Annotated in this window: 22 protein-coding genes; 7 read left to right on the plus strand and 15 right to left on the minus strand. The window is 38.6% G+C overall.

The annotated features are described in order from the left end of the window. Nucleotides 1-333: 333 nt before the first annotated feature. The 4 genes from M3182_RS12680 to M3182_RS12695 form a co-directional block, all read right to left on the minus strand. A complete protein-coding gene (locus tag M3182_RS12680) occupies nt 334-1794 on the minus strand; it encodes a CoA-acylating methylmalonate-semialdehyde dehydrogenase (protein ID WP_251558306.1) in 1461 nt (486 codons plus the stop codon). Nucleotides 1795-1822: 28 nt separating this feature from the next. After that, nucleotides 1823-3175 (minus strand): GntP family permease, encoded by a 1353-nt coding sequence (locus tag M3182_RS12685; RefSeq protein WP_251427507.1) that lies wholly within the window; start codon nt 3173-3175, stop codon nt 1823-1825. Nucleotides 3176-3205: 30 nt separating this feature from the next. Next, the gene (locus M3182_RS12690) at nt 3206-4402 is read right to left on the minus strand and encodes an iron-containing alcohol dehydrogenase (RefSeq protein ID WP_251427504.1); all 1197 of its coding nucleotides are present in this window, start codon (nt 4400-4402) and stop codon (nt 3206-3208) included. 176 nt (nt 4403-4578) lie between these two features. Then, nucleotides 4579-6330, minus strand: coding sequence for a sigma 54-interacting transcriptional regulator (locus tag M3182_RS12695; RefSeq protein WP_432806708.1), 1752 nt, complete (start codon nt 6328-6330; stop codon nt 4579-4581). Between the two features lie 603 nt (nt 6331-6933). Between M3182_RS12695 and M3182_RS12700 the strand changes: the two genes are divergently transcribed. Next, nucleotides 6934-7383 carry a CBS domain-containing protein gene (locus M3182_RS12700; RefSeq protein WP_251427496.1) on the plus strand — a complete coding sequence of 150 codons (450 nt, stop codon included), beginning with the start codon at nt 6934-6936 and terminating at the stop codon, nt 7381-7383. Between the two features lie 357 nt (nt 7384-7740). On the opposite strand, the gene M3182_RS12705 is transcribed toward M3182_RS12700, so the two are convergent. After that, a complete protein-coding gene (locus tag M3182_RS12705) occupies nt 7741-9195 on the minus strand; it encodes a DHA2 family efflux MFS transporter permease subunit (protein WP_251558310.1) in 1455 nt (484 codons plus the stop codon). Nucleotides 9196-9907: 712 nt separating this feature from the next. Further along, the gene (locus tag M3182_RS12710) at nt 9908-10432 is read right to left on the minus strand and encodes a type 1 glutamine amidotransferase domain-containing protein (protein WP_251558313.1); all 525 of its coding nucleotides are present in this window, start codon (nt 10430-10432) and stop codon (nt 9908-9910) included. Between the two features lie 222 nt (nt 10433-10654). Between M3182_RS12710 and M3182_RS12715 the strand changes: the two genes are divergently transcribed. Next, complete coding sequence (locus M3182_RS12715) at nt 10655-11719, plus strand: putative glycoside hydrolase (protein ID WP_251558315.1); 1065 nt, start codon at nt 10655-10657, stop codon at nt 11717-11719. A 98-nt stretch (nt 11720-11817) separates the two neighbouring features. Here the strand turns inward: M3182_RS12715 and M3182_RS12720 are convergent, their stop codons facing one another. Together M3182_RS12720 and pfkA are read right to left on the minus strand one after the other, a co-directional pair. Next, a complete protein-coding gene (locus M3182_RS12720) occupies nt 11818-12978 on the minus strand; it encodes a YecA family protein (protein WP_251558317.1) in 1161 nt (386 codons plus the stop codon). Between the two features lie 56 nt (nt 12979-13034). Beyond that, entirely contained in the window at nt 13035-13994 is a 960-nt protein-coding gene (gene pfkA / locus M3182_RS12725) for a 6-phosphofructokinase (RefSeq protein WP_251427481.1), read from the minus strand. A 184-nt stretch (nt 13995-14178) separates the two neighbouring features. Here pfkA and M3182_RS12730 point away from each other — a divergent pair, with 184 nt between their 5' ends. Further along, nucleotides 14179-15168, plus strand: coding sequence for an alpha/beta fold hydrolase (locus M3182_RS12730; protein ID WP_251558319.1), 990 nt, complete (start codon nt 14179-14181; stop codon nt 15166-15168). A 338-nt stretch (nt 15169-15506) separates the two neighbouring features. Continuing rightward, nucleotides 15507-16370 (plus strand): dipicolinate synthase subunit DpsA, encoded by an 864-nt coding sequence (gene dpsA / locus M3182_RS12735; RefSeq protein WP_251558321.1) that lies wholly within the window; start codon nt 15507-15509, stop codon nt 16368-16370. Nucleotides 16371-16429: 59 nt separating this feature from the next. On the opposite strand, the gene M3182_RS12740 is transcribed toward dpsA, so the two are convergent. The 4 genes from M3182_RS12740 to M3182_RS12755 all read right to left on the minus strand — a co-directional run bounded on the left by M3182_RS12740 (nt 16430) and on the right by M3182_RS12755 (nt 21446). Then, on the minus strand, nt 16430-17743 hold the full coding sequence (locus tag M3182_RS12740; RefSeq protein WP_251558323.1) for a glycoside hydrolase family 3 protein: 1314 nt from the start codon (nt 17741-17743) through the stop codon (nt 16430-16432). Continuing rightward, entirely contained in the window at nt 17731-19203 is a 1473-nt protein-coding gene (locus M3182_RS12745; RefSeq protein WP_251558325.1) for a zinc ribbon domain-containing protein, read from the minus strand. Before M3182_RS12745 ends, M3182_RS12740 begins: the two co-directional genes overlap by 13 nt. An 89-nt stretch (nt 19204-19292) precedes the next feature. Beyond that, complete coding sequence (locus tag M3182_RS12750; protein ID WP_251558327.1) at nt 19293-20939, minus strand: zinc ribbon domain-containing protein; 1647 nt, start codon at nt 20937-20939, stop codon at nt 19293-19295. Nucleotides 20940-20951: 12 nt separating this feature from the next. Then, complete coding sequence (locus M3182_RS12755; protein ID WP_251427463.1) at nt 20952-21446, minus strand: zinc ribbon domain-containing protein; 495 nt, start codon at nt 21444-21446, stop codon at nt 20952-20954. Between the two features lie 328 nt (nt 21447-21774). Between M3182_RS12755 and M3182_RS12760 the strand changes: the two genes are divergently transcribed. Both M3182_RS12760 and M3182_RS12765 read left to right on the plus strand, forming a co-directional pair. Next, the gene (locus M3182_RS12760; protein ID WP_251427460.1) at nt 21775-21960 is read left to right on the plus strand and encodes a DUF3896 family protein; all 186 of its coding nucleotides are present in this window, start codon (nt 21775-21777) and stop codon (nt 21958-21960) included. 189 nt (nt 21961-22149) lie between these two features. Then, a complete protein-coding gene (locus tag M3182_RS12765; RefSeq protein WP_251427457.1) occupies nt 22150-22641 on the plus strand; it encodes a CBO0543 family protein in 492 nt (163 codons plus the stop codon). Between the two features lie 61 nt (nt 22642-22702). Here the strand turns inward: M3182_RS12765 and M3182_RS12770 are convergent, their stop codons facing one another. From M3182_RS12770 to treP, 3 genes are all read right to left on the minus strand, one after another. Then, complete coding sequence (locus M3182_RS12770) at nt 22703-23311, minus strand: pyridoxamine 5'-phosphate oxidase family protein (protein ID WP_251558329.1); 609 nt, start codon at nt 23309-23311, stop codon at nt 22703-22705. A 261-nt stretch (nt 23312-23572) separates the two neighbouring features. Continuing rightward, nucleotides 23573-24283 carry a trehalose operon repressor gene (gene treR / locus M3182_RS12775; protein WP_251427446.1) on the minus strand — a complete coding sequence of 237 codons (711 nt, stop codon included), beginning with the start codon at nt 24281-24283 and terminating at the stop codon, nt 23573-23575. A gap of 236 nt (nt 24284-24519) precedes the next feature. Further along, a complete protein-coding gene (gene treP, locus M3182_RS12780) occupies nt 24520-25950 on the minus strand; it encodes a PTS system trehalose-specific EIIBC component (RefSeq protein ID WP_251558331.1) in 1431 nt (476 codons plus the stop codon). 436 nt (nt 25951-26386) lie between these two features. Here treP and M3182_RS12785 point away from each other — a divergent pair, with 436 nt between their 5' ends. Continuing rightward, on the plus strand, nt 26387-26584 hold the full coding sequence (locus tag M3182_RS12785; protein WP_251427440.1) for a hypothetical protein: 198 nt from the start codon (nt 26387-26389) through the stop codon (nt 26582-26584). Nucleotides 26585-26615: the final 31 nt, after the last annotated feature.

The following is a 26615-nucleotide window of genomic DNA, read 5'->3' on the forward strand; positions in this document are numbered from 1 at the left end:
ATACTATAAGTCTACCTATTTTAGCACGACTCAAAACATGCCGTAAAACAACAAAATCTAGAAAAAAACTCACAGCCTTCATCGTATACTTATAGTATTATATTCCTATATAAGTCACTGTGACGCCCCGAAAAATCTTGTTTCACAACACATTGTTCCACGGGTTTCTACGTCTACAACAACGAAAAACACCGCCCCTTGTCAGTACAATTGAAAGGGGCGGTGCTTTTATTGAAATCTTTGAAACTCTCTTTATGAATAATGATGGAAGGGATGAAGGCTTTGATATTTCGGTCAAATATTGCCTTTAACCCGAACCTGATTTTTTGCTTTTTATTGATAGCGTGCAGTTAGCATTTTCCGTCTTGTATAAAATTCAACTCCGTCTGACCCGTTTGCATGTAAATCACCGTAGAAGGAGTTTTTCCATCCAGAGAATGGGAAGAAAGCCATTGGAGCTGGAACGCCGACATTCACTCCAAGCATTCCTACTTCAATGTTTTCTCTGAAATAACGGACTGCTTTTGAACTGTCAGTAAACAGACAAGCGCCGTTTCCAAAATCAGATTTATTGGTTAACTCAATTGCTTCTTCTAAGTTATCAACACGTACGATCGAAAGCACTGGGGCAAAGATTTCTTCTTTCCAAATTTTCATCGAAGGATTAACATTATCAAAAATAGTTGGTCCAATGAAATAGCCATTTGCATGGTATGCTTCATCTTTACGACCGTCACGGATTAACTTCGCTCCTTCTTGCTCCCCAATTTCAATGTATTTCGCTGTTCTATCTTTGTTTTCTTGACGGATAACTGGTCCTAAAAACACATCTTCATCTAATCCATTACCAATTTTAATTTCGTTGGCTGTTTCATTTAATTTAGCAATTAGTTTGTCTGCTACATCACCAACCGCAACGACAACCGAGCAAGCCATACATCTTTCACCTGCAGAACCATATGCCGCACCAATAATTTCTTTTACCGCTGCATCTATATCCGCATCCGGCATCACAATGCTGTGGTTTTTCGCACCAGCAAGTGCTTGAACGCGCTTGCCATTTGCAGCAGCAGACTTATAGATATACTCAGCGACTGGCTGAGACCCGACGAAAGAAATCGCTGGAACATCTTCATGGTCTAATAAGCCGTTCACAATATCATGCGCACCATGAACAATGTTGAAAACACCATCTGGTAGCCCTGCTTCTTTAAATAATTCGGCTAAACGATTAGCAAGAATCGGTGTTCGCTCAGAAGGCTTTAGTACAAACGTATTTCCACAAGCAATCGCCAGTGGGAACATCCAACAAGGTACCATCATTGGGAAGTTAAATGGTGTGATGCCCCCCACTACCCCTACAGGATAGCGGTACATACCAGACTCAATTCCAGTTGCAATATCAGGAAGTTGTTTTCCCATCATAAGCGATGGCGCACCAGCAGCAAACTCGACGCATTCAATTCCACGTTGAACTTCACCGTAAGCTTCTTTAAAGCTCTTTCCGTTTTCTTTTGTAATTAAAGTCGCTAGTTCATCCCAGTTTTCTACTAATAATTGTTGATATTTAAATAGAATACGAGCACGTCTTGGTACCGGTGTTTTGCTCCATGTTTTGAATGCTTCTTTCGCCACTTGAACCGCTTCATCTAAATCTTCACGAGTCGAAATTGGAACTCGTGCAAGTTCTTCTCCCGTTGCTGGGTTTGGAACGATATCATATTTTTCTGTTTTTGATTCTACCCACTGACCGTTGACAAAATTTTTAAGTGTTTGTGTAGTAGTTGTAGCCATAATAATATTTCCCCTTCACAATGTATTTTTAGAAAATTGAATATAAAAGTACAGCTAGTGCTAAAACAATCGTCGGCATGACAACGCTGAGCATAAAGATTGGTCCGTAAGCGCGTTTATGTGTTTCTCCACAGATGGCGCGAATCGTTGTGACTACATAACCATTGTGCGGCAATGAATCCAAACCCCCCGATGCTAATGCAGAAATACGGTGCATCGCTCCTGGATCTAGTCCTTGAGCCATATACATTGGTGACAAAATTGGTAACGCAATACCCAGTCCGCCTGATGCGGATCCAGTGATTCCACAAATAAGCGTTACGGCAATAGCTAGTCCCATTAATGGTGGTCCAGGTAGATTGACGAGTCCATCAACAACCGTATTAAAAGCAGCGACTTGGGCGGCCACACTTCCAAAACCTACAACTGCACATGTATTTGCTGCCGCTACTAAGGCATCTTGAGCACCTTTCGCCAAGGCAGCCCAGAATTCTTGTAAAAACTTAAACATCAATACACAAGCGAGTAAAATTCCACTTCCTAACGAAATTAAAGCGGCTCCTGTTGAAGACGTGAAATTTGAAAATGTATTTAACATGACAATTACAGATATAAGTGGTAAAACCGCAAACACTACATTTGGCAATTCCTGCCCCTTTGCGGTTGAACTTGGCTTTTGTGCTTCCAGTTCTTCTGCAGCCAAAGCGGAAGCCGTTTCATTTGAAGCGGTTGGCTGATTGGGCAAGCTGAATGTTTCTCCATTTGCCACAGCCTTTTTCACCATTCTTCCTAACATTAAACCACCGACTACCATGATTATCAAAGCCATTAATACCCCAATGATGCCACCTGCAGTTGGTTTTGTACCAAAATATTCAGTTGGGATCAGGTTCTGGATTTCAGGTGATCCTGGTGCCGTCATCGTGAAAGAAATCGATCCAAATACTAATGCTGCTGGAATAAAACGATGCGGCAAGTTTGCCACTTTAAATAAAGAAACGGCAATCGGATATACCGCAAAACCTACAACAAAAAGACTTACGCCGCCATAGGTCATCAACGCTGCAGCAGCTACAACAGCGAAAACAGCACGAGAAGGTCCAAGCGTATTTTTCACCCAATTGGCAATACTATCAGCTGCTTTCGTTTCCTGCATAATTTTCCCGAAAATCGCCCCTAAGAGGAAAATCAGAAACCAAGATTTAAAATATCCGGTAAATCCTGTCATATAATGGTCTGTTAACGCCGTTTCAAGATTTAAACCGCCTGTAATCGCAACAACCACTGCACTAATGATTGCGGCAACAATAATATTGATTCCCTTCATCGTTAAATACATTAATAGGATTAGTGAAGCAATCAAACCAAGCATCCCTAACATACTATTCCCCCTATACCCCTTTGATGTCTATTAACTGACTGTTTCTTCGGTGCTGAACTGGTACTCGTAGCAAACATGATATAAATCTACTAATTCACTAAATGTCGGAACTCTTGGATTATTCGCAGGACTGCCACTATCAATTGCGTCTACTGCCATTTTATCAACCGCAGTTTCAAAGGCTTGCTGGTCGATTCCCCATCCTTTCAAGTTTGGAATATTTAATTGCTGACAAAGTTCTTTAACCGATTTGACCGCAATTTCAGCTGCTTCTTCGTTGGAAAGTCTTTCGCTTTCAGGTTTGAAAATTCGCCCGATATCCGCTAAGCGGTCAATGCAAGCTTCTTTACTAAACTCAAGAACCGCAGGTAACAGCATCGCATTTGAAATTCCGTGTGGAACATGGAATAAAGCTCCTATGGGTCTCGACATTCCGTGAACAAGACAAACCGATGCATTTGAAAACGCAATCCCTGCCTGATAAGAACCTAATGACATTGCCTCACGCGCATCGACATTTTCGCCGTCATTGTAAGCGATCAACAAATTATCCAGAATTAATTTCATTGCTGATAAAGCAAGTGTATCTGTCATTGGATGAGCCTTCTTCGATAAATAAGCTTCAATCGCGTGGCTCAAGGCATCCACTCCAGTGGCAGCGGTTACATTCTTTGGCGACGATAGTGTCAAGAGTGGGTCAACAATCGCAACATCTGGCATAAACGCTGGCTGTTTAATCATCATCTTGACATCATTCTTCGTATTCGTAATAACGGTTACATCCGTTGCCTCAGAACCAGTCCCTGCTGTTGTTGGAATTGCAATATGCGAAACCGGATCGTTTGCGGCGATTTTATTGCCTCCCATATAGTCGCCAATATACCCTTCGTTTGTAGCAAGAACAGCAATGGCTTTCGCAGTGTCAATGCAACTTCCTCCACCTAAAGAAATGACTATGTCACATTGTTCGCGTTTTAAAACATTTAGCGCTTCTGCCACATATTGATCGGTAGGCTCGGAATTAACGCCAAGATAGACCTCACTTTGAATCTTTTGTTTTTGCAACAAAGATTGGCATTCTTTTACATAGCCAAGGCTGTCCATAATCTTGTCGCTAACAATAAGCGCTTTTTTTCCTTTTAGAGCCGCTTCTGTACCAACATTATCAAACGCCTTGCGACCATAATAAGTGGTTTGTGGTGTTCGTAAAATTGCAAATTTCTCCATGTGTTTCACCCCTTGTTTATTTTCACTTTTTTAATTGCAAGAAGTGTGCCAACTTGTAAAAGCGATAAAATAAACATTTTCACCATAAAAAAGTGTATTCACTACACTACAACTGTAGGAAAAGTGTAGTGGATACACTACATCACAGACACAAAACTACTCTAAAAATAATTTAATTAGTTTATTTCATATTTTCGTAACTTTTGATACAAAGTCGTCCGGTGAATGCCTAAAATTTCAGCAGCTTTCGATTTATTTCCGCCCGCTTTTTTCAATGCCTCAAGAATGACTTCTTTTTCTTTTTGCTGACCTTCATGTCTTGCTTTTTCAATTAACGATTGTTCAGCTGTTTGTTGAGTTTGCTTGCTTTTAAAAACGGACTTATCATTTCTCATCATTTGTGGCAGGTGATTTACATCAATGACATCCCCATCCACTAATGTCACCATTCTTTCAATCGTATTCACCATCTCCCGAATATTTCCATGCCATGAATATTGGACAAAAGCTGACACAACATCTGACGTAAACCTCTTGACAGGCATCTGATACTTTTCACAGACTTCTTTTAAATAATGAGACATCAAGATTGGAATATCTAGCTTGCGTTCTCGTAATGGTGGTATGTGAAGCTGAATAATATTTAAGCGATAAAATAAATCCTCACGGAAAGCCCCATCGCTTACCATTGCTTTTAAATCTCGATTCGTCGCACAAATCACCCGAACATTGATTTTGTATTTTTCGACTCCACCTACTCTCTCAACTTCCCTTTCCTGTAAAACACGGAGAAGTTTCGTTTGCATCACAAGCGGCATTTCCCCAATTTCATCAAGAAAGATAGTCCCATTCTGAGCCAACTCAAATTTACCAGGCTTCCCGCCTTTCCTTGCTCCCGTAAAAGCTCCATCTTCATATCCAAACAGTTCTGATTCAAATAATGCTTCGGGGATTGCTCCACAATTGACACTGATAAAAGGTCCAGTTGAAAACGGACTCAGATGGTGGATGCTTTTCGCAAACATCTCTTTTCCTGTGCCACTTTCCCCTGTAATCAAGACGGTTGCTGGGGTTCGTGCCGAACGACGGGCCATTCGTTTCACGGTTAAAATTTCTTTGCTCTCTCCAATAATTTGATCAATGGTAACTCGGCTATCTTTCTCTTTTTTCAACGTTAACAATTCGTTTACTGGTTGTTCCTTGAGATGATTTTCTTGAAGACGCTCATAGATCCGGTACACCTCGGTTACCCCTTCAAAAATAAGCATCCCAATGGCTCCTGCAACTTTTCCATCTCGCCAAATCGGGATGCGGTGAACCACCATGTCTTGTCCCTGGATTCTTTGCACAGCTCCCCGCTCTGGGAGACCCGTTTTAACTGTCACATGCAGATTTGTGTTATCGATCACCTCTGTCACATGGCGGCCGAGTGCGTCCTCCCGTTTTACCCCAGTAAACCGGCTATAAGCTTCATTAAATTCAAGCACCACACCATTTTCATCAACGACGGCTATTCCCTCGTAAGCGCTCTCTAAAATCGCATGCAAAGCATCTGTTGTCGTTTGTTTTTGTTCCAATTTATAAAGATATTTAAATAAACCATCAAAGACATCACGAACTGTAATCAAACCAATTAATCTGCCCTGCCCATCCAACACAGGCATCGCATTTTCTGATTGTGACACCACTTCAAAAATCGAGTCATCTCCGTGAACGCTATGAACATTTCGAGTCAGCGCACTCCCAACAATATCTTGTGGGTTTTTAGCGTGAATTAATCTTTTTACAATTCCTCTTAAGCTCACCATACCAACAAAACGATGATTTTCATCTACTACAGGTAACCCCTCAACATGAAGCTCTTCCATTTTCTCAACTGCTTTACGAAGGGAATCTCCCTGCCAAAGACAATATGGACTCGGTGTCATCCAATATTTCACTTGTAAGAGTTCCCGCTTTTCTTGCGAGTTTTGTTTTGAATAGTAGAGTCGATTCAAGGTCGTCTCCTCCTTTTTAGCTAGCAATATCATAAGTTTTGATATTATTTTTAATCATTCTTAATGAACCTAATCGAAAACAAAGGAAGCATAGCTTTAATATGACATGGAAGAATTCAGTAAACAATATTCTATGTTTATCCTAAAATACAGTTCAAGCTCACTACTCTAACCATCACTAGAAGCAGCATTTCAGGCGTACCCATGATCCATTTCTTTTCTTTAGCCATTGTTATTTCACGCTTCATTACTGAGCTTTATTGTACCAGACTATTGTTCAGTTAGGGATTTTATATTGGACTTTCCATTTGTCACTTTACTCTGATAAAATCACTAGATCCTTCTTATATAATTATCTGTTGAGGTTTGATAAGTCAGCGGCCATACTTCCTAAACAAACAAGATCACTTCGCACGCTGTTTCGGAGTAGTAAAAATATAGACACAATCCTAACCAACATAAGGGTAGAATTTATGGTAAAATAATGATTAAACAGATATGTATACGTTTTCAACACGAAGAGAGGGATTGATTATGAAAGTTAGAGACTTCATGATTACAAGAGTTTTTACGGTAAAACCTTCTAATACGATTAAGGAACTGTTAACAATTCTAAACTCAAATCGAATTGGTGGGACACCCGTTGTTGATGATAACGGAAATTTAGTTGGTATGGTATCTGATGGAGATGTATTACGCTATCTTACTCCTAAGCCTGTTGGTTTTGCTGGTCTAGTTTATATTATTGAGGATGGAGATATGGAGGATGTCATTCAAGATAAAATGAAGACACCAGTTAAAGAGATTATGACGAAAAGAAACATTCTTTCCGTGCACCCTGACGAAGACTTTGAAAGAATTATGCGGTTATTATCGATGCACCGTTATAAAAAGCTCCCTGTAGTTAATGGTGCTGGACGTGTCATCGGTGTGCTTAGCAGAGGAGATTTAATTGACAATATCACGAAAAAAATAATTGTTTAATTGTGATAAAAAACCATTCGTAAACTTCCATTTACGAATGGTCTCATTGTGTTTCGTTTAATTAGTTTTTGAAAGTTTTTCACTGTGATTGACGCCCTACCAACCCATTACATTATGCTGAACGAATGATTGCTTCCGAAACTGAACAAGTAGTTAGAAACCGTTCAACCCCATTTTATCCAGTCGCGGCACAAATAATTAAATCCGCGTTTGTTGAACTAGCAACCTTGTTAGCAATCGTTGTTTTATCCTTCTACAGCTACTAGTATGCTTTTAAATTCGGTTGATATTATTTTATCAGCTTCTTAAAGCACATTATCCTTAAGTAGTCATTCACACCATTTTATAACTAGACTCCTAATCGCGAACTGGTTGAGTTGCTTTTACTACGGCGTGAGTAGGTTGTTGCGTATCACTAGCTTTCCGAACAAATAAGGAACAAATCAGTGTTATTGCTGAAATCCCAGTGATAAAGTAAAAAGCATATTTTACACCGGCAGCAAATATTTCAGGTTGAGTAGCAGTTGGAACGTCAACCACATAGCCACTTTGACCTGCTGTGAAAATTGTAATCGCAATCGCCGTACCAGCCGCCCCTGCTACTTGATTCAACGTATTCATAGCAGCAGAACCATCTGCATATAACTCACGTGGCAATTGGTTAAGAGCATTTGTTTGCGAAGGCATTGTGACCATTGTTAACCCAAAGAATAGCACCATGAAAGATAGAATGATTTGCCACACAGGTGTTGTTGCCGAAATAAACATCATGAACATAAGGTTCCCTATTAACACGATAACAGAGCCTGTAATCACAAAAACACCTGGTCCCCATTTATCGAATAGCGTTCCTACAATAGGAGACAAAATCACATTGACGGCATTCCCAGGAAGTAATAATAAACCGGCTACCATTGCACTAAATAATAAAGCACCCTTGAGGTAAAGTGGCAAAAGGATCGCCGTAGACAGAATCACCAAAATACTGAGGAACATTATTGCTGTTCCTAGGGCAAACATTGGATATTTGAAAACTCGTAAATTAACCATAGGTTGAGCCATCGTCATTTGACGAACTCCAAATAAAACTAAGGAAATAATCCCCACAAGTAAAGGTCCCCATACTTTTGGTGAAGAGAAAGATGCTTCTGCCATCGTCGCCAATGCAAAAATTAGACCACCAAAACCAAGTGTAGATAATAAAATCGAGCCAACATCAATCTTAGGTTTGGTAATTTCTGATACATTTACAATCTTAACTAACGCAAAAACTGTTAAAACAACATAGAAAATCGAACTAATCCAGAAAATATAATGCCATCCTAATGAACTAATAATCACGCCCGAAAGTGTCGGACCTAATGCTGGGCCTAAGGTAATGACAAGCCCCATGATTCCCATAACTACTCCACGTTTATGAATTGGGAAAATAATCAACAGAACACTAGTCATTACCGGAATTAAAACCCCTGTTCCCATTGCTTGAACCAAACGCCCCAGTAGTAAGATTTCAAAACTTGGAGAAAGTGCCGCAAGAATCGCCCCCAGCAGCGAAACCACAAGTCCCCCAATAACCAATTGTCTCGTTGAAAACCACTTCATTAATAGCGCCGAAATCGGTACTAGAATTGCTAAGACTAAAAGATAACCAGTTGTCAACCACTGTCCTGTAGCGGCTGTGATTGAAAACTGTTCCATCACATTTGACAAAGCCATATTTAATGCAGTTTCACCAAATAGCCCAATAAAAGCCCCTAACATTAAAATAAACGCCATTGTCTTCGGATTTTTCACTTGCATTTGTGTATTCATTTAAATCTCCTTTTTACATTTCTTCGACTTTATAGTCGTTTTTAATTTCATTTTTCACCTTTGTCGATTTATGGATCGACTCGGACACCTATCCATTTCAATGAAAAATGCTTTATCCTCAATAAAAAACCTATGAATGATGCTTCATTCAAGACTCTTGAGATCGATTCTTTTCACAAGAGAGTCTAGTAGAAAACTTTCTTTCTTATTAAGCCGGTTACTTCTTTCATTCACCATAATAAGTGTTTATGAAAGGTTTCCTCTCTCCTAATCAGTTCACCAGATCAGTATTCTCCGATTCTCTAGTACACCTCCACAAACTAAGAGCTTGTTAACTATACCAAACATTTTTTCAAAACGTCAACCTAGTTGACATTGTTATTACAATAAAAAAATATTCTTAACTTTTCGCCAAGGCGGATTTCATCTTCTTAAACTATGTAAAATAGAGCAACGTCTACATCGTTGCTCTGCTTCAAACTTTTGGTAAGACAGTTCCAATTTGCTATCCTAGCATTAAAATTTGGATGGTTCATTGGCTTTGTTGGCGGGACTATACATGAAATTAGAAAAGGAAGATTTCCTAAAGGCAGTTCGTTAAATACATATTAGTTAATTTCAAAATCCAAACAAAAGACACTCACAAATGGAGCGTCTTTTGTTTATACGGAAAATCTACTGTTTATATAGAGAAAGAACACGATAAGGAAAACTATTTATTTGTAAGTACACGAATGAACTCACGCAGGTAATCTGGTAAATCAGGTGGGCGACGGCTTGAAACGAGGTGACCATCCGTGACAACAGGTTCGTCCGACCATATAGCTCCTGCGTTTTCCATGTCGTCCTTAATCCCTGGCGTACTAGTAACCTTCTTTCCTTTTAGAATTTTAGCGGAAATCAGGACCCAACCAGCGTGACAAATTTGTCCGATTGGCTTTTGAGCTTTATCCATTTCTTGAAGCAAGCTTAATACTTCAGGGAACCGGCGAATTTTATCAGGTGCCCATCCCCCAGGAACCAGAATTGCATCATAGTCCTCAGCACGAACATCACTGTATGCAAGGTCCGATTCAGCGGGAACTCCATATTTCCCAACATATTTTACATCCGCTTCTTCACCGGCAAGTTCCACAACCGCTCCCTCTTCCCGAAGTCTCAAGATTGGATACCAAAGCTCTAAATCTTCAAAATCATGGTGAACAAGACTAATTATTTTCTTTCCAGTTAATTGCAATTCATCATCATCCTTTCAAATAATATCTCTGTCCTTCTATCTTTCCCTCTGATGTATCTCCCAAACCTTGGAAGGTGCCAGGCACCATCCAGGAATTTCCATAAGAAGGAATCCTACGATGCCAGAGGAGAACGGTAGTGATTTTCGTTTGTATGAAAATTTACATTTTAGAAACAGTAAGGAATAAGAGCTTTTTATCACTTTTTAGACGAGGAGAATGCGATGTTGAAGCTACTTGCCTTTCTGTCTATTTTCACTATGCTAAACGTAAGTTTTCTTAATACTGAGTGGCCAACCACTCCTACTCCTATAAAGGGAATCTATGTTACCGCAGACTCAGTGACCACGGACACTAAGTTTCGGCAATTGCTCAAGATTATTGAAAAAACAGACTTAAACGCAATGGTCATCGATGTCAAAGACGATGAAGGAATGTTAACGTACAATTCTGACCTATCAATCGTTCACAAAATCCAAAGTGATCAAAACGCCCCTATAAAAGACTTATCTAAGTTACTTCAAAAACTTAAAGAAAAAAACATCTATACGATTGCCCGAATTGTTGTTTTCAAAGACCCTTATCTCGCAAAGAAAAAACCAGAATGGGCTATTAAAGATAAGTCAGGTGATTTATGGAAAGACGCTAGCGGCATCAAGTGGGTCGATCCTCACCGGCAAGAAGTATGGAATTATAATATTTCAATTGCAAAGGAAGTTGCACAACTAGGTTTCGATGAAATTCAATGGGATTATGTTCGCTTTCCTGATTATAAAAACATCGATGAGGAAGTTACGTTTGCACCTTCAGGTTACAAATCCAAAGAAGCAACAATCGGCAGCTTTCTCCAGCATGCATACACAAAATTAAAAACACCGAAAATCACCATTTCAGCAGATGTTTTTGGGTTAACCACTTCAGTTAAAAATGACATGGGAATTGGACAAAGGTGGGAAACTATTGCCCAATTTGTGGATGTCATCTCCCCGATGATGTATCCATCTCATTATGCTGATGGCAACTATGGAATTCCTAGCCCCGAAGCCAATCCTGGGCTCCTAATTAAAGCAGGACTGAAAGATGCAATAACCAAAAACAAAAACTCGTTTTCTCAAGGGAAATCGATTGCAGTCATCAGACCTTGGTTGCAAGATTTTAGCATGAAAGTCCCTTACAGCTTAAAAGAAGTCAATGCGCAAATTCGTGCAGCCAACGATCTCGGCATCAATGAATACCTCTTATGGAACGCGAAAAATGAATATTCAATGCAGGAAAATGCCGCAAACTAAGAAGCCGGTCACTTTCCGTAATTATGAACAAAAAAGAAAGCAGGAGACAGAGTATCCTGCTTTCCCCTCAAATTTCTAGCTGAAAATAGGATAAAGAGTTATTTCCCGCAACATTTTTTATATTTCTTCCCACTCCCACATGGACAAGGGTCATTGCGACCAATTTTATTTGAGTTACGGTAAGGTTCACCAGTGACCAACTCAGGCTGAGACGATAGGAGATTAGGATTTTCCTCAATAGTCATCGCAATTTGGCGCCATTCTTCCAACCGCGGATGATGTAATCCCAAAATGGTATAGTAGGAATAAGCCTTTTGTTCAAGGTCTACCAAGCTGGATGTTTCCTCCTTGTCCATATGGTCACTAATTTCCGCTGTGACCGTTGGGGAAAGTTGGTGACAAAGGGCTTCGATTAGGAGCGCTTGGTCTTCACTATCTTCCGTTTCATAATAAGCCCTTCTTAGTGCGTCAACTGCTGCCTCTGTTTTAATATTCTCCATCACTGAACTAGCATAAATAACGGAATTCTCATTAAGTAAATAAGGTGTAACAACTTTAACTACCTCATCATTTTGGAAACTGATTAACGCAGCAGACACTTCCTCTAATAAGATATCATCGTCTCGGTCAAGTAAACTTGCAAGGGTCGGAATATACCTTTCTAGTTTCATTAAACCAATCATATAAACCGTTAATATCCCATTAAACGAGAACAAGTCTTCCGCTAATTCGTCTTGCATCTCCAGATTGATTTCTTGGTCGGTGACCCATCCCTTTTCGACAATACAGGCAGCCAGCTTTTTTGCTTTCAAGTATCGACTATGGTCGAAAGTTTCAGCAGTATCAAGAATTGCAACCGTTTCCCCATATTCACCATAAACTTCTTCCTCTGTCCCATGGACAATAAATTCGTATAACGACCAAAGTTCCTCTGTTAAATAGCTTTTAAGCTGATCCTTGTATTTTAGGGCTAGTTTTGGTTCAATTCTCTCAACCAAATTGACCGCTAAATGAAGAGATTGGTTCATCAACGGAATTTCATTGATGAGCAATTTAACGGCATCTTCATTCAACCTCTGATTTTCGATATAGATTAAAATTGAAGCGAGGTGTTCTTCATTCTGAAACGCTAATTTTAATAATTCATATGTCCACTCCTCAGGCACATTCGGGTAATCCGCCAAGGCATGGAGAACTGTTTCTAAAATTAGTGGATCCTCACTCCGTAAATGGGGTTCTATCGTTTTTAAAAAATCCATCTTCCACCTCACATTATGACAAAAGAGCAAGTCATTTCTCTGTTTGTCCTATGTACTTAGATTGAAATACTTCTTGCAAGGGAATAGTCTTCCAAGTTTATTTCATGCTTCTCTATTGCAGCTTCTGCAAAAGAAGGGTTTACAAGTTGTCCTTTTTTCCAACCTACCATAAGGCCCTTTTCCCCATCAAGTAACAAATCAACCGCCCTTGCCCCCATTCTGCTTGCCATCATACGGTCATATGCAGTTGGATGACCTCCGCGTTGGAGATAGCCAAGTACAATTACATTTGTATTTAAACCAGCTTTCGCTTTAATTTCGTTTTTCAAATCCTCCCCACTACACACTCCTTCAGCAACAACAATAATACTATGCATTTTCCCACGCTCTTGTCCATTTTGAATCCGTTGAATCACATCATCGAAATTATATGGAGCTTCAGGGATTAAGATTGATTCCGCCCCAGATGTGAGTCCGGTCCATAATGCAATATCACCGGCATTACGTCCCATTACTTCAACGATACAAATCCTTTCATGAGAATACGCGGTATCTCGAATTTTATCAATCGCTTCAATAACCGTATTGACAGCGGTGTCAAATCCAATCGAATAATCTGTCCCTGAAATATCATTATCAATGGTTCCCGGAACACCAATGGTCGGGAATCCTTGTTCCGTTAATTTGCCAGCACCCATAAACGACCCATCGCCACCAATCACCACCAAACCATCAATCTCAGCAGTTTTTAATTGGTCAATCGCTTTTTGCTGTCCTTCAACTGTTTTAAACTCTTCACTGCGTGCGCTTCGCAAAATAGTTCCACCACGGTGGATGATATCGCCGACGCTCCCAAGCTCCATTTTGATAAAATCACCGGCCATTAACCCAACATATCCGTGGCGAACACCATACACTTCCAACCCAAGATCAATGCCTCGTCTAACAACAGCACGAATTGCAGCATTCATTCCTGGCGCATCACCACCACTTGTTAATACAGCTATTTTTTTCATGATGTTTCCCTCTTTCCTATGAACTTCGCTCTTATCGTACCAAAAGATTGCGCTTAATAACAGAAAACATCAATTAAGCGGCAGTATTTTTTCAAATAAAATATGTTTTATTTATTAGCAAAATTTTTCTAAATATTATACGATTAAACAAATTAAAAGAAATGATTACAAGAGGAACACAATCGTGAATAAAATCCAAACACTACAAACGACGGAAAAACAAATCAATCAAGCTGAATTCGTTAAAATCAATGGGATTCAACAGTTTATCTATCATCAGGGAAGTCATTATGATAATCCAGTCATTCTTCATCTTCATGGGGGACCAGGCAATCCATTTTCTAATAAAGCATATTTGCTTGAATCCTGGAGTCCTTATTTTACAATGGTCTATTATGATCAACGTGGTGCTGGAAAAACCGCTATTCGAAATCCGGAAACAAAACCATCTTTTCAACACATGATTGAGGATATACATGAACTTATTCTTTATTTAAAAAGAAAATACAACAAAGCAAAAATTGGGATTTTAGCTCATTCTTGGGGCACAATGATTGGGTCCATTTATGCACAACAATTTCCAGAGCATCTCGCTTTTTACATCGGCGTCGGACAAGTAATTGCTCCCGTGCAAAATGAAAAAAAGAGTTATCAAGAAATGATCCAACGACTTTACGCCAGCAAGGATGAAAAGAGATTAAAACGGCTTGAGAACTTGGGTAGATACCCAGGGGAAACGCCTGCTGAGTTTTTACGTAAAATGGGGACATTTCGAAAACTACAAGTAGAGTTAGGAATGTGTGTTGATAATAAGAAAAAGAATTTAGCTTGGATCAAACAGAGTCCACTGTTTTCAGAAGAGGATTTATTAGCTCCGCAGCTGAGCGCACAAATGCTGACCGAACTGCTTGAGGAAATCTTTTACTTTGATTTGGTTGACAGTTCTCCTGCCTATCATATACCTATTTATTACCTCTTAGGAAAGAAGGATTGGCAAGTTCCGACTTGTTTAGCAGTGGAATATTTCAACCAAATCAAAGCACCAGATAAAAAACTGGTCGTTATTGACGATGCCATGCACGAACCAATGCTCGAAAAACCCGACGCTTTTTTACAAGCCATGCGAGACGTCGTAAATCGGCAAGGTGGGGAAGAGGAAATTGTTCAAGATTGATTGCAAAAATTTCTAATGTTTAAGTTAAAGGTCCTCCAGTTATAAGGATTAGCGGCCTCGTATTCGTTCCTAACGGATGTTTCCCAAGGCTACAAATTACAAAATGATGAAATAATTAAAAAATTCTAAACTTAGCTACATTTAATCCGGGCTAGAACATGTTAACGCAACAAACTTGCCTTTCTTATCGATTAAGCTCTACCCAGAATTAAAAATCCGGTACCCAAAAATGTTATTTCGCGTTCCTAAAGCTGATTTTCGTACATATAGTTTACCATATTGGTGTTTGTGAATTTGAAAACTATTCATTACATGTTTTATATAAAGGGGAATCCAAATTGAATCAAAAAATCTTAATCATAGGTGGAGATGTTCGCCAACTAGAAGTTGCCAAGCTTCTTTTTGCAAAAGGAAAGGATATTACCTTAGTAGGGTTTGAGCAGCATCCCGAGCATACAATCATAAACGAGAAAATTAGTCTTCAAGAGATAGAGTTTCATACCATGGATGCAATCCTTGTCCCCGTCTCTGGTATTGATCAACAAGGCAAAATCAAAGCTCCATTTGCTGAACAAGAGCTCGCACTAACACACGACCAGGTAAACAAAACACCCAAGCACTGTGTGATTTATACAGGTGTACAAACATCTTATTTACAGGATTTAGTAGCTAAAACTGAGAGGAAACTGGTTCCACTGTTTGAACGAGATGATGTGGCGATTCTCAATTCAATCCCAACTGCCGAAGGGACCTTGCAACTTGCTATGGAACAGACAGACTTTATGATCCATGGTTCGAAAGTGATGGTCCTTGGATATGGACGCGTTGGAAAAACATTAGCTCGCGTATTTGCAGGTGTTGGTGCGCACGTTTACGTGAGCGCTCGTAAAGAAGCCGATTTTGCCCGTATTAGTGAAATTGGACTAACACCCTGTCACTTAAATAATCTTGAACAAGACTTAAGTGATGTTGATATTTGTATCAATACAATTCCTCATATGGTTCTAACTTCCTCCGTACTTGCAAACCTGCCGCGCCACGCTCTCGTTATTGATGTTGCATCAAAACCAGGAGGAACGGATTTTGAGTTCGCTAAACAACATGGAATAAACACTGTTTGGGCTTTAGGTCTTCCCGGGAAAGTTGCTCCTAAATCAGCGGGGCAAATTATTGGTAACGTTCTCCTTGAACTTTTATCATAATGAAAGCAAATCTTAATTTCCATAAGAAAGGAAGCAGACGGAGCCTCTGCTTCCTTTCTTTAATGTTCTTGTTTGTTTCCTCCATTCATATGATTCAATTTATATAGTAAAATTCGCCTTACTGATTCATCAATCCGCTCTTCACTTAATTGTTTATTTTCGACAGCTTCCTGTATTCCCTGGATCACTTGTTTTTGGCTATCAAATGTATGACATACCAATAACAAATCATTTCCCGCGTCCACAGCACTATATCCTAAATCCTTGTAGGTAAAATATTTGTTAACGGCTCCCATTTCAAGGTCATCGGTGACCACGAGCCCCTCATACTGAAGCTTGCCCCGCAACAGCTCTTGTATAATAATTGGTGAAATACTAGCAGGGTGTTCATCGTCATAAGCAGGATATTTAAGATGAGTTACCATGACGAAAAAATTTTGATGGTCGATGCCATCCATGATTTCTTTAAACGGTAGTATATCTTGATTCTCGAGATCCAGTTGATTTGCTTCGACGGAAGAAGCTTCATAATGAGGATCGACTTCGCTGCGACCGTTGCCAGGAAAATGCTTTAACGTCGCTGTAACTCCCGCATCGTTAAGCCCTTGAACCGCTAGTTTCCCATATTCACTCGCCTGCATTGGGTCCTCACCATACGAACGACTGTCTGTTGCGGATAAATCAAGTACGGGTGCATGATTAACTTGAATCCCCATCTCCATCAGTTCTTTTCCCGTTTGGAGATTGGTTTCATAAATAACAACATCATCACCTCGTATTCCAAGTTCTTTCTGTGATGGCTTTTTGGCTACTTTGTCTCTCATGCGAACGATTTGCCCGCCCTCTTGGTCGATGCTAATCATTAAAGGAATTTTATGTTCATTTCCTCTCGCTAACCACTGCAAGCTGTCTGTTAATTCCTTTACTTGTTTAGGTGAATCCATGTTCCGGTCATATAAAATCACTCCACCAGCCTTATACTCTTGGATCATTGCTTTAATATGAGAATCAATGGCTTTGCTTGAAAAACCGACCACAATCATTTGCCCGATTTTCTCCTCTAATGTCATACTAGCAATTAGTTTCTCTACTTGTTGTTGAACATCATGTTCAATTTGTAAGAACGCTGAATCCACTGGTTGCTCTTCCACCTCTGATGATGCCTCACGTTCTTCATTCTGTATATCTTTTGGCCCCTCTACGCTTTCCGTAAAATCTGATTTAACTTGAATTTCTTCTTTTTCCTCTAAGGTGGTTGAAAGATCGGTCCTAGAACAGCCGACAAACACCAAGAGAAACATCACCCCCAATGTCACGACGGCAATTGCCCAGCATCGATTGGTAACAATGTTTGTCTCCATCACTCTGACCATGATGACTTTTTCTCGATATCTGCTTTATGAAGCTTCCAGCCATCGCTCTCCTTCACTAAATTCCAATTCCCTGCCCATTGTTGAACCAAAGTTTTTCCGTCTTTTTGTTGATCATATGAAGTCATTTCTATATATGCTTTCGCTGTTTTGCCGTTGATTTCTGTTACATTTAAAGTTGTCACTACATCCTGAATATTATCCTGAAGCCCTTTCACCCAACCATCATATGTCACTTTGGATTTCCGGTCTGCTGAAAACACATGATAAGCCGCTCGAAAATCATCAGCAGAAATAGTGTTATAATGATAGAAAATCGTATTGGCGATAGCTGATTCCTCTATACTGCTGTCATGATAAGAATAGGAGGTTGGTATTCTTTCAACTGGTTGAGGTTGTGGTTCAGGTGTTGGCTTCTGTTCGGGTTGAGATTGTACTTGTTGTTCCTTCTTAGGTTCTTGATAATCAATTTCTAAATTTGCACGAGCGACATTTGAGGTTAATAGAATTTCTTCACTTTTCTTTACTTCATCTTCAAATTTTTTCTGCGCATGGACTCTAACGCTTCCATCCTTTGGCACTGGCCCTATTTCAGTTAACTCCCCGATTTGCATTTTTGTACTTTCATTATTTACATACAATACCGCATCCTCGTAGTTAGATGCGATAGAGATAAAATACTCAGACCATTGAAATTCAAGAGTAAGTGTTTCATCATCATGTTCTATTGTATCAATTTTTTTCGTTTGCTCTACCTTCCCAAAATCGCCATCATATACCACTTTCACTGTATATTTACCTGGTAATACTGGACCGATTGTTTTCGTGAACTCCTCCATACTTCCCACTTTTTCATCATTCAAATAAATTCCGGTATTTTCTAAATCACTATTAACTTCAATATAAAAAGTATTAATTTCCACCTGATAATCATCAAAAAGTATCCATTTTGAACCTTTGTTTGACAGTTTTACAAGTGTTGTTGCGTTTTCTTTCTCTTTTGTAATTACATTCCCTTCATATTTTTTAGCATCACTCAGTAGTTTCTCGGAAAAAGCTGTTAAAATCTGTGGGTGGTCATTGATATATTCTAGGAATTGTTCAATCTGCTCATCATCCAGTTGTAGGCCATGCTGGCCATCATCAAGAAAATTTTGTACTGTCGCAACATCCTCGGCAAGCATCGCTTCAATAAACTTTTCCGCAATTGCCTCTGGGGCAGTAATCCGCTTTATAAAAAAATAACTTGATAGGAACATTATGAAAGTAACGATTCCAGCTACGACTATTATTTTTGTTTTTTTACTGTTAAACAATGGTCGGCTTGGTTGTTTTAAGGTATTTGTTTGCTTCTGTGGAGCTTCAGATTTTTGTTTAATTCTTTGATCTATTTTGGCGCCACACTGTGGACAAAATTCTTGTTCAACCTTTAATTGACTCCCACAAGTCCTACAGAATCCCATGACATCACTCCTCCACATACCCTAATCAGAACGGAGAAACCTTATATAATTCCTTACAAGGTTCCTTCAAGCTCGCCCTCTTTATTGAATTAAAGCTTTCTCACTATTTTAGTACGTATATTTATGTTCCTTAACCATGTACCAATATACGCAAAAATAAACGCAAACAAGAAACTGCGTATAAATATACCAAAGGTACTAAACCCAAGCATGAATCCCATTTGCTTACTAGGATAACCATTTTCATACAATGTGGTAGCGAAAACTAGATCGGTAATGGAAGCAACAAAGCTCATCAGAACCCCATAAGTAATACTAAAAACTACCATGTGCATGAGCGTATTTTCTTGCTGTAACGAGATTCGGTATCCTGCCCAGAGGAACAACAAAATGGGAAGGATTATTGCAACCTTAAGATAAAAGCCTATATCGGTATTGGCGATTAGCTGTTGTACATAATGGAACTCAGATTCGTTGAAATCACTACTCGTTACCCCATTTATAATCGAATAATTTACCGTCATTTCTTCTGTGTCGTCTCTTACGGTTAAGGTGAGTGGAGCCAAGTGTAACAAGTTCCATACATAAGTACTGAACTGGGCCGAAAGCGAAACAACAACAATAAAACCTTTCTCGAGCAACGTCATCATAGGTGTATCCCCTAAAAACCATCCGATGTTCTCCTTCAAATCATGAACCTTTGTAAAAAAAAAGATAGATCCGACTACAAACCATATCCCTATTCCACGGACAATCGTCGAAAAAGCCTGATGAACACCTTCACCATAAGGCATCAACGAAGATAATTGTCCAGAGAATTTTCGGTAATTTTTAGAAAACAAACTGCCTAAACCAGCAAATACAAACGCAAATACAAAGCTAAATACAAGGGTACGAACAAATGAATATTGATTCACTAGTGTAAAGTCAACTGAAAAATACTCATCTACAAATGATGCGCTATATGAAAATCCTGCAAACAGGCTGATGACCGCTAATACTAGTGCGTAAATAATCGCCATGGCGAAATTCATACTTAGTAAACTGTCCACTGTTTCTCGGTTCCTGCGGCCAAGGATGAGACCACCCACAAATAGCGAAATAAGCGGAAGGGCCATATAGATAACAGCACTATTTTCTAGCTCAAAGGTACCCCGAACGGCCTCCCCATCTCCTGTCGCACTCCATTCTATGACCGATCCTTGAAGGTTGGCATATAACATTACATCAGTTAGATTAATCATATTTGTTAAATCTGGAATCTCAACTTCTGACTCAAGAGCCATATTTTCTAATGTTCTAGTGATCTCATCTAGCTCAGTCGTTTCATTAAATACAAAGTCCTGAACAAAGTTTTGTGACACATTTAAAACAACAAACGAGAGCATCGCCAAAATTACAACCGACAGAATAGCCGGAAATAGTCCCTTTTTAAACTGTTCAATGGATAATTTATGAACAACTAATAACTTCGAATTGAACATCTTGGTATCTTTCTCAATTACACTAACAGGTGATGGAGTCCGCTTGTTTTGCTTAGACGTATAAAGCCCTAAAGCTGAACCACAGGACAAACAATAATTAAAGTGAGGACGACTTTCTCTCCCACAATCTTGGCAAAATTTTCGTTTTCCAGAAAGTTTGAAACCGAACTTTTCCTGCGATTGATAGGTTCCATCGCGGACACAATAATTACTTGGAGAGAAGTTTTTTTCACCACATGTTTTACAGTACATAGATTCCCTCCATTACCCTACTAAATGACTTCCACAGCAACCACAAAAAATGGCACTAACGGGCACTTGTTCCTCACATATAGAACAGGTTTTTGTTTCGATTATCTCTGAAACTGGAACCTCTTCGACTTTAAATCCGCATGAACCGCAAAATTTATCTCCTAGCAATATTTGATTATGACAGTTGGAACAAGCATGTTGATGTTGATTCGATTTTTCCGTTCGTTTGCCTAGTTCTACCTCTGTACGAAAGATTTGCTGATCGAACTGAAATAAATCTTGCGATAGTTTAGTTAGTTCTGGGTCAGAAATTTCCTGTAAGCGAATTTTTTTATACACCATTTCTCCAAGCTTTAAAATTATTTCAGCCCGTTTTTCACTTGTTTCATTAATCACCTTTTTGAATTGATTCATTTCTTGGGCGGTATGTAATTTTTGTTTCCCTTGTTGCAGCGAATCTTGAAGTTTGTTCAATCCCTCGCCAAACCTTGATTGCAATTCACTCAAATAACCCCCTCCTTTTAACCTATAATTCAGTTAATTCTTTCCATCTTATTCTGTGACAATTGAATTATATGCCTTTGTTTTTTAAAACATTGTTTATTAAGAAAAAAGAGGATAATTTTTGAAAATCAAACAAATCTTTTCCAAAGTGAGAAGAGTTAAAAAATCATCGATTTACATATCATAAACACCTTCACATAGTTCTCAAAAAGCTTTCACAATTCTGCAATAGTAGCCCTGCTGAACAAAGAAAAATATCGTATATAATAAGAGTAAGAAAGCGTTTACAAAAATAGTTTGAAAGGAAATCTATAGAGAGAAGGTGTTAAGGATGATGGAATACAAAGAAGTGAGACAATTTTTAGAGTCAATGAAGCAAAACTTAGAAAATAAAATGCACGATGCTAGTCTATCCCAGGAAGAAAAAGAAGAGATTCTTAAATCCATAGTCAACTACGAATACATTATTGAACTAACAGACATGAATCATTTTGAACGTGGTTCTGTTCACCAGTAGCCATTGATCCTCTAAACCAAAGATCCGCAATCAACAGGGAGAAAACTATTGTCATCTTCCCAAAATTGCTCGGTACCCAATCCGAGCCTTTTGCCATTTAAAAACAATTTCATCACCTCTATCCACTTATTAAAACAACCGTTACATAAAAGTCTCTTTTCCGAACATATTAAAAACGAGGTGGGGAATTTGAAAAAAAGGGGAATTGAATATTCATTTTTGACTCTAACAACCATTACTGGCCTTATTTTACTACCATTTGCGATTGTCAAACGCTCATTCAAAGATTGGTTGATTGTTTATCTGGTCAGTGTCATTGGGAATGGCGTCCTTGATCAATATTTAGTAGCAAAAGGGTATTTAAAATATCCAAGAAAACTGTTTCCTAATCATAAAATTCATTTGCCATTTGACTTTATTCATTACCCATTAATGCTTCTTTACTATAATCAGTGGACATTAAACAGCAGATTATCAGGCATCCTATTCAAACTTTTCCCGTTCGTGATTCCACAAACGGTTATTGAGACAATTGCAGCTAAAAGAACCAAACTAATTACCTGGAAAAATGGATGGACATGGTATCATACAATGACTAGTCTAACAATGAAACTGTTAGTTTGTCGAAGTGTCATTGCCCTTGTTCGAATTATCAACAAAGGGCAAATTTCAATCAAATGATCCGGAGCGTTAGTGCCTTCCTCATATAGCTCCGGTTTTATTTGATCAATTCATTTATTAATTATTTCGGTTGTTTTTTCTCTTGTTTGACATGAAAGAAATCTCCTCCCTTAGCCACTTCATCATCGCTTCCCCAATCTATAGTGCTATCAACCTTTTTCATTTTTGGAATATGCTTTGAGCAGTGGATGTAAGCTTCCTCAACTTTCACTACAACCCATCGTTCAGGCTTGCTACCTTCCTTTTCTACAATATCCCCAAGCAATGTACGAGATATTTGTAACTCAGCCGCTAATTGATTGTTTTCAATAATCCTTGCTTTGCCGTTTACATGTAACCCAACCTTTTTTTCCAAAAAATCTATGAACATTAAACCGATATGAGGATTTTCTATAATATTCCCTAAACTTGCTAGAACACCATTTCCCCGGTATTCAGGATAGATTAATGTTCTGTTATCAAGTACGCGTACAAATCCAGGTATTCCGGCTCGAAAAGAGGAATCACAATTCCCTTTATCATCGGCCGTGGCAATGAAAACCATTGATTGTTCTCCGATAAACTGAATCATTCGTTCATTTAGGAAATCTACCATTTGATTCTCATAAAATGAGGACGCTCTTTTCGTCGTACCATATCGTTGTTGTAGCAATCGTTCTCCTCTAGACATTGCCTTCTCTACCTTTCCTATTTCTTGCTTTATATTATCATAGAAAAGTGAAATTGGCCGCTTTGGTAAAACAGGTATTACCTGCCAACCGATGAAGACAATACCCGATTAATCCAATTTACTGTACCGACTACGTTAAATGCTCCAAGAAAGGCGACTCCTACTTTAATCTCTTTCTACTTAGCGTTATCCTTCAAACATATTAAACCCCTGTAAACAAAAAAACCTAAACCAAAAGCGATTTAGGCTGCATTCTAGTATTTATTTACGTCGCGCAAAGTCGACAAATCGAAACTTATCCGGTCGATGTCGTGACTCTGTATATTGGAACATACTTGCATCATCTAAATAGACAAAGTTTTTTACTACTACAATGGAATGGAATCCATCCAAATCCAAAAAATTCCGATCTTCTTCTGTTGGCTCTTCCATAGTAATTTCCTTTTTTGCAAACGAAATCGTTAACCCCAGTTCTCCTTCTAAAAACTCATAAATAGAGTTTTCACATATTTCTTTTGTTAGATAAGGAACGACTTTTTTGACGAGATAATCCTTGTCAAGAATAATTTTTTCGCCATCAATTTCACGAATACGATAGACTTCCCATAACTCATCGTCCTCAGCTACCTGAATAATGCTTTTCAATTCAGGTGTCGGCAATATCTTTCCGAATTGCTGAACAATGGTCTTGGCCCGGTGCCCCATTTTTTTGGAAACTTCCTTAAAGCTAACAAGTCCTGAAATTGGAAAATCAAATTTTGACACATCCAAAACAATCGAACCTTTTCCTTGGACTTTATGAATATAACCATCCTCCGCCAACATTTTCAACGCTTTCCGAATCGTTTCTCTCGAAGCTGAGTAAGTCTCACATAATTCGTTTTCTGAAGGAAGCAAATCTCCTGGCTTAATCCTACCTTTGCGAATATGTTCAGCCAGATCTTCTTGTATTTTCATATACTTATTTCTCATTTTAATCACCATCTTTATTATACCTGTCTGTGTATCTTATCGAAAAGCTTTTTCGCCCTTATTCATAGAAAAGAGGAACTACCAGCATCTGATTGTTCCTCCCCCATAAACAAAGGTTATTTTTGTAAAGGTTGTTGTTGATATTATGTTTGCACACTCTGTTCTCATACGTGAAACTTCATTCAATTGTATTTTTTGTTCAAAGGCAACAAAGTTTGAGAAAAGAGACATAACAATTAACGATTTTTCTTAAAAGCAACCTTACCAAGGTTCATTTTATTAAATACCATGGTTAAGACGATTGGAATAATAATCGCTACGACCATTGCAAGCGCGAATGTTCCCATAAATTGTGGTTGGATGGATAGAATTCCAGGTAGACCACCAACCCCAATGGAGTTTGCCATTACTCCGCTACCAACAGAAATCACGGCTGCTACTAAACTACCAATCATAGCAGCTAAGAATGGGAAACCGTATTTCAAGTTAATTCCGAACATCGCAGGCTCTGTCACGCCAAGATAACAAGAGATTGCTGCCGGAATTGATACTTGTTTTTCCGCTTCGTTTTTACGATTTATATAAATCATTGCAAGAACAGCAGAACCTTGAGCAATATTTGATAACGCAATCATCGGCCAAAGGTTTGTGCCCCCAAGCTCGCTCATTAACTGCAAATCAATCGCATTTGTCATATGATGCAGACCGGTGATAACAAGTGGTGCATAAACAAAACCGAATACCGCTGCAAACAGCCAGCCAAAGGCAGATGTTAAGCTTGTATAAACAACATTTGAAATCCAAGAACCAATTTCCCAACCAATAGGACCAAGAATTGTGTGTGCAAGTAAAACCGTTGGAACTAATGATAAAAATGGTACAACAATCATTGAAATTGAGTTTGGAACGATTTTACGTAACTTTAGTTCTAAATAAGAGAAGACAAGACCTGCTAAAATCGCCGGGATCACTTGCGCTTGATACCCAATCATGTCAATTTGTGCAAATCCGAAATCCCAGAATGGAATCTCTTCTGCACCAGCCACACCATAAGCATTCAATAACTGAGGTGATACAAGCGTAATCCCAAGCACAATCCCAAGGATCTGAGAAGCACCCATTTTTCTTGCAACCGCCCAAGTAATTCCGACCGGTAGGAAATGGAAGATTGCTTCACCAATTAACCAAAGGAAAGCATGAACACCCGCCCAAAATTGAGAAATTTCAACAATGGTTTTTGTTCCATCTTCCATTAACTTAATGTCACCGATTACATTTCTGAAACCTAAAATTAAACCACCGACAACTAAGGCAGGAATCAACGGTGTAAAGATATCAGCTAAATGCGAGATTAATCTTTGTAGAATATTCATATTTTGTTTCGCCACTTCTTTTGCTTCGTCTTTTGAGGTATCACTTACACCTGCAATTTTAATAAATTCATTGTAGAAAGACGAAACTTCATTCCCAACGATGACTTGAAATTGTCCTGCTTGAGTAAAAGTGCCTTTTACAATTCCAATTTTTTCTATTTCATCGACATTCGCTTTTTTGGGATCGTTTAAAACAAACCTCATTCTTGTTACACAGTGCGTAACAACTGATATATTTTCGCTTCCACCAATATGGTCTAAAAGCTGTTTTGCTGATTCTTGATATTTACTCATTCTTTCTCCCCCTCACCATCTGGCAAGATATCTATTTTTTTGTTGTATCCTCGACTCGTACAAGGAATGATATCGGTTTCATTTTTATTTGTATATACAAGTTTTGGTTACGTTTTCATTCTATCTTGTATATACAAATTCGTCAATACACTATTTTTAAAAAAATATTCAAATTTAATCTATGATGACAAAGCTCTTTAGTTGGTCAACTTCCTGTAGTAAGGCTAATCTCAATCTTAAAGTTGCTATCCCTGATTCACAGCTCATCTATGTGAAGTACGAGACTTCTCAAAGAATCAATAGATAAAATATGAAAATTTTTTTATATTTTTCAAACAAAAGCTTGTTCACTTTGTGAAAACAATCACATTGCAGTGAAAACCAACTATAATAAAAACATCAATAACAACCAAAGACTTTGAAAGGAGTAATGATTATGGGTTTAATACTTGGTATTTTAATAGGTTTAGTTACAGGGATCGTATTGGGAGCAGCCATTTCTTTTCCTATTGGTTCAGCACTAGGAATTTTAATCGATAGCAGTGTTTCAAGTTTTGCAATTGGCATGGAGATCTTGTTAATTGGATTATGTGGATTCGTTATTTATCGATTTTTTCATGTACGCGTAAGATAGAGAAAATAAATTTTATAACATTAAAAAGGAG

Source organism: Mesobacillus maritimus (genome assembly GCF_023715205.1).
Classification (GTDB): domain Bacteria; phylum Bacillota; class Bacilli; order Bacillales; family Cytobacillaceae; genus Mesobacillus_B; species Mesobacillus_B maritimus_C.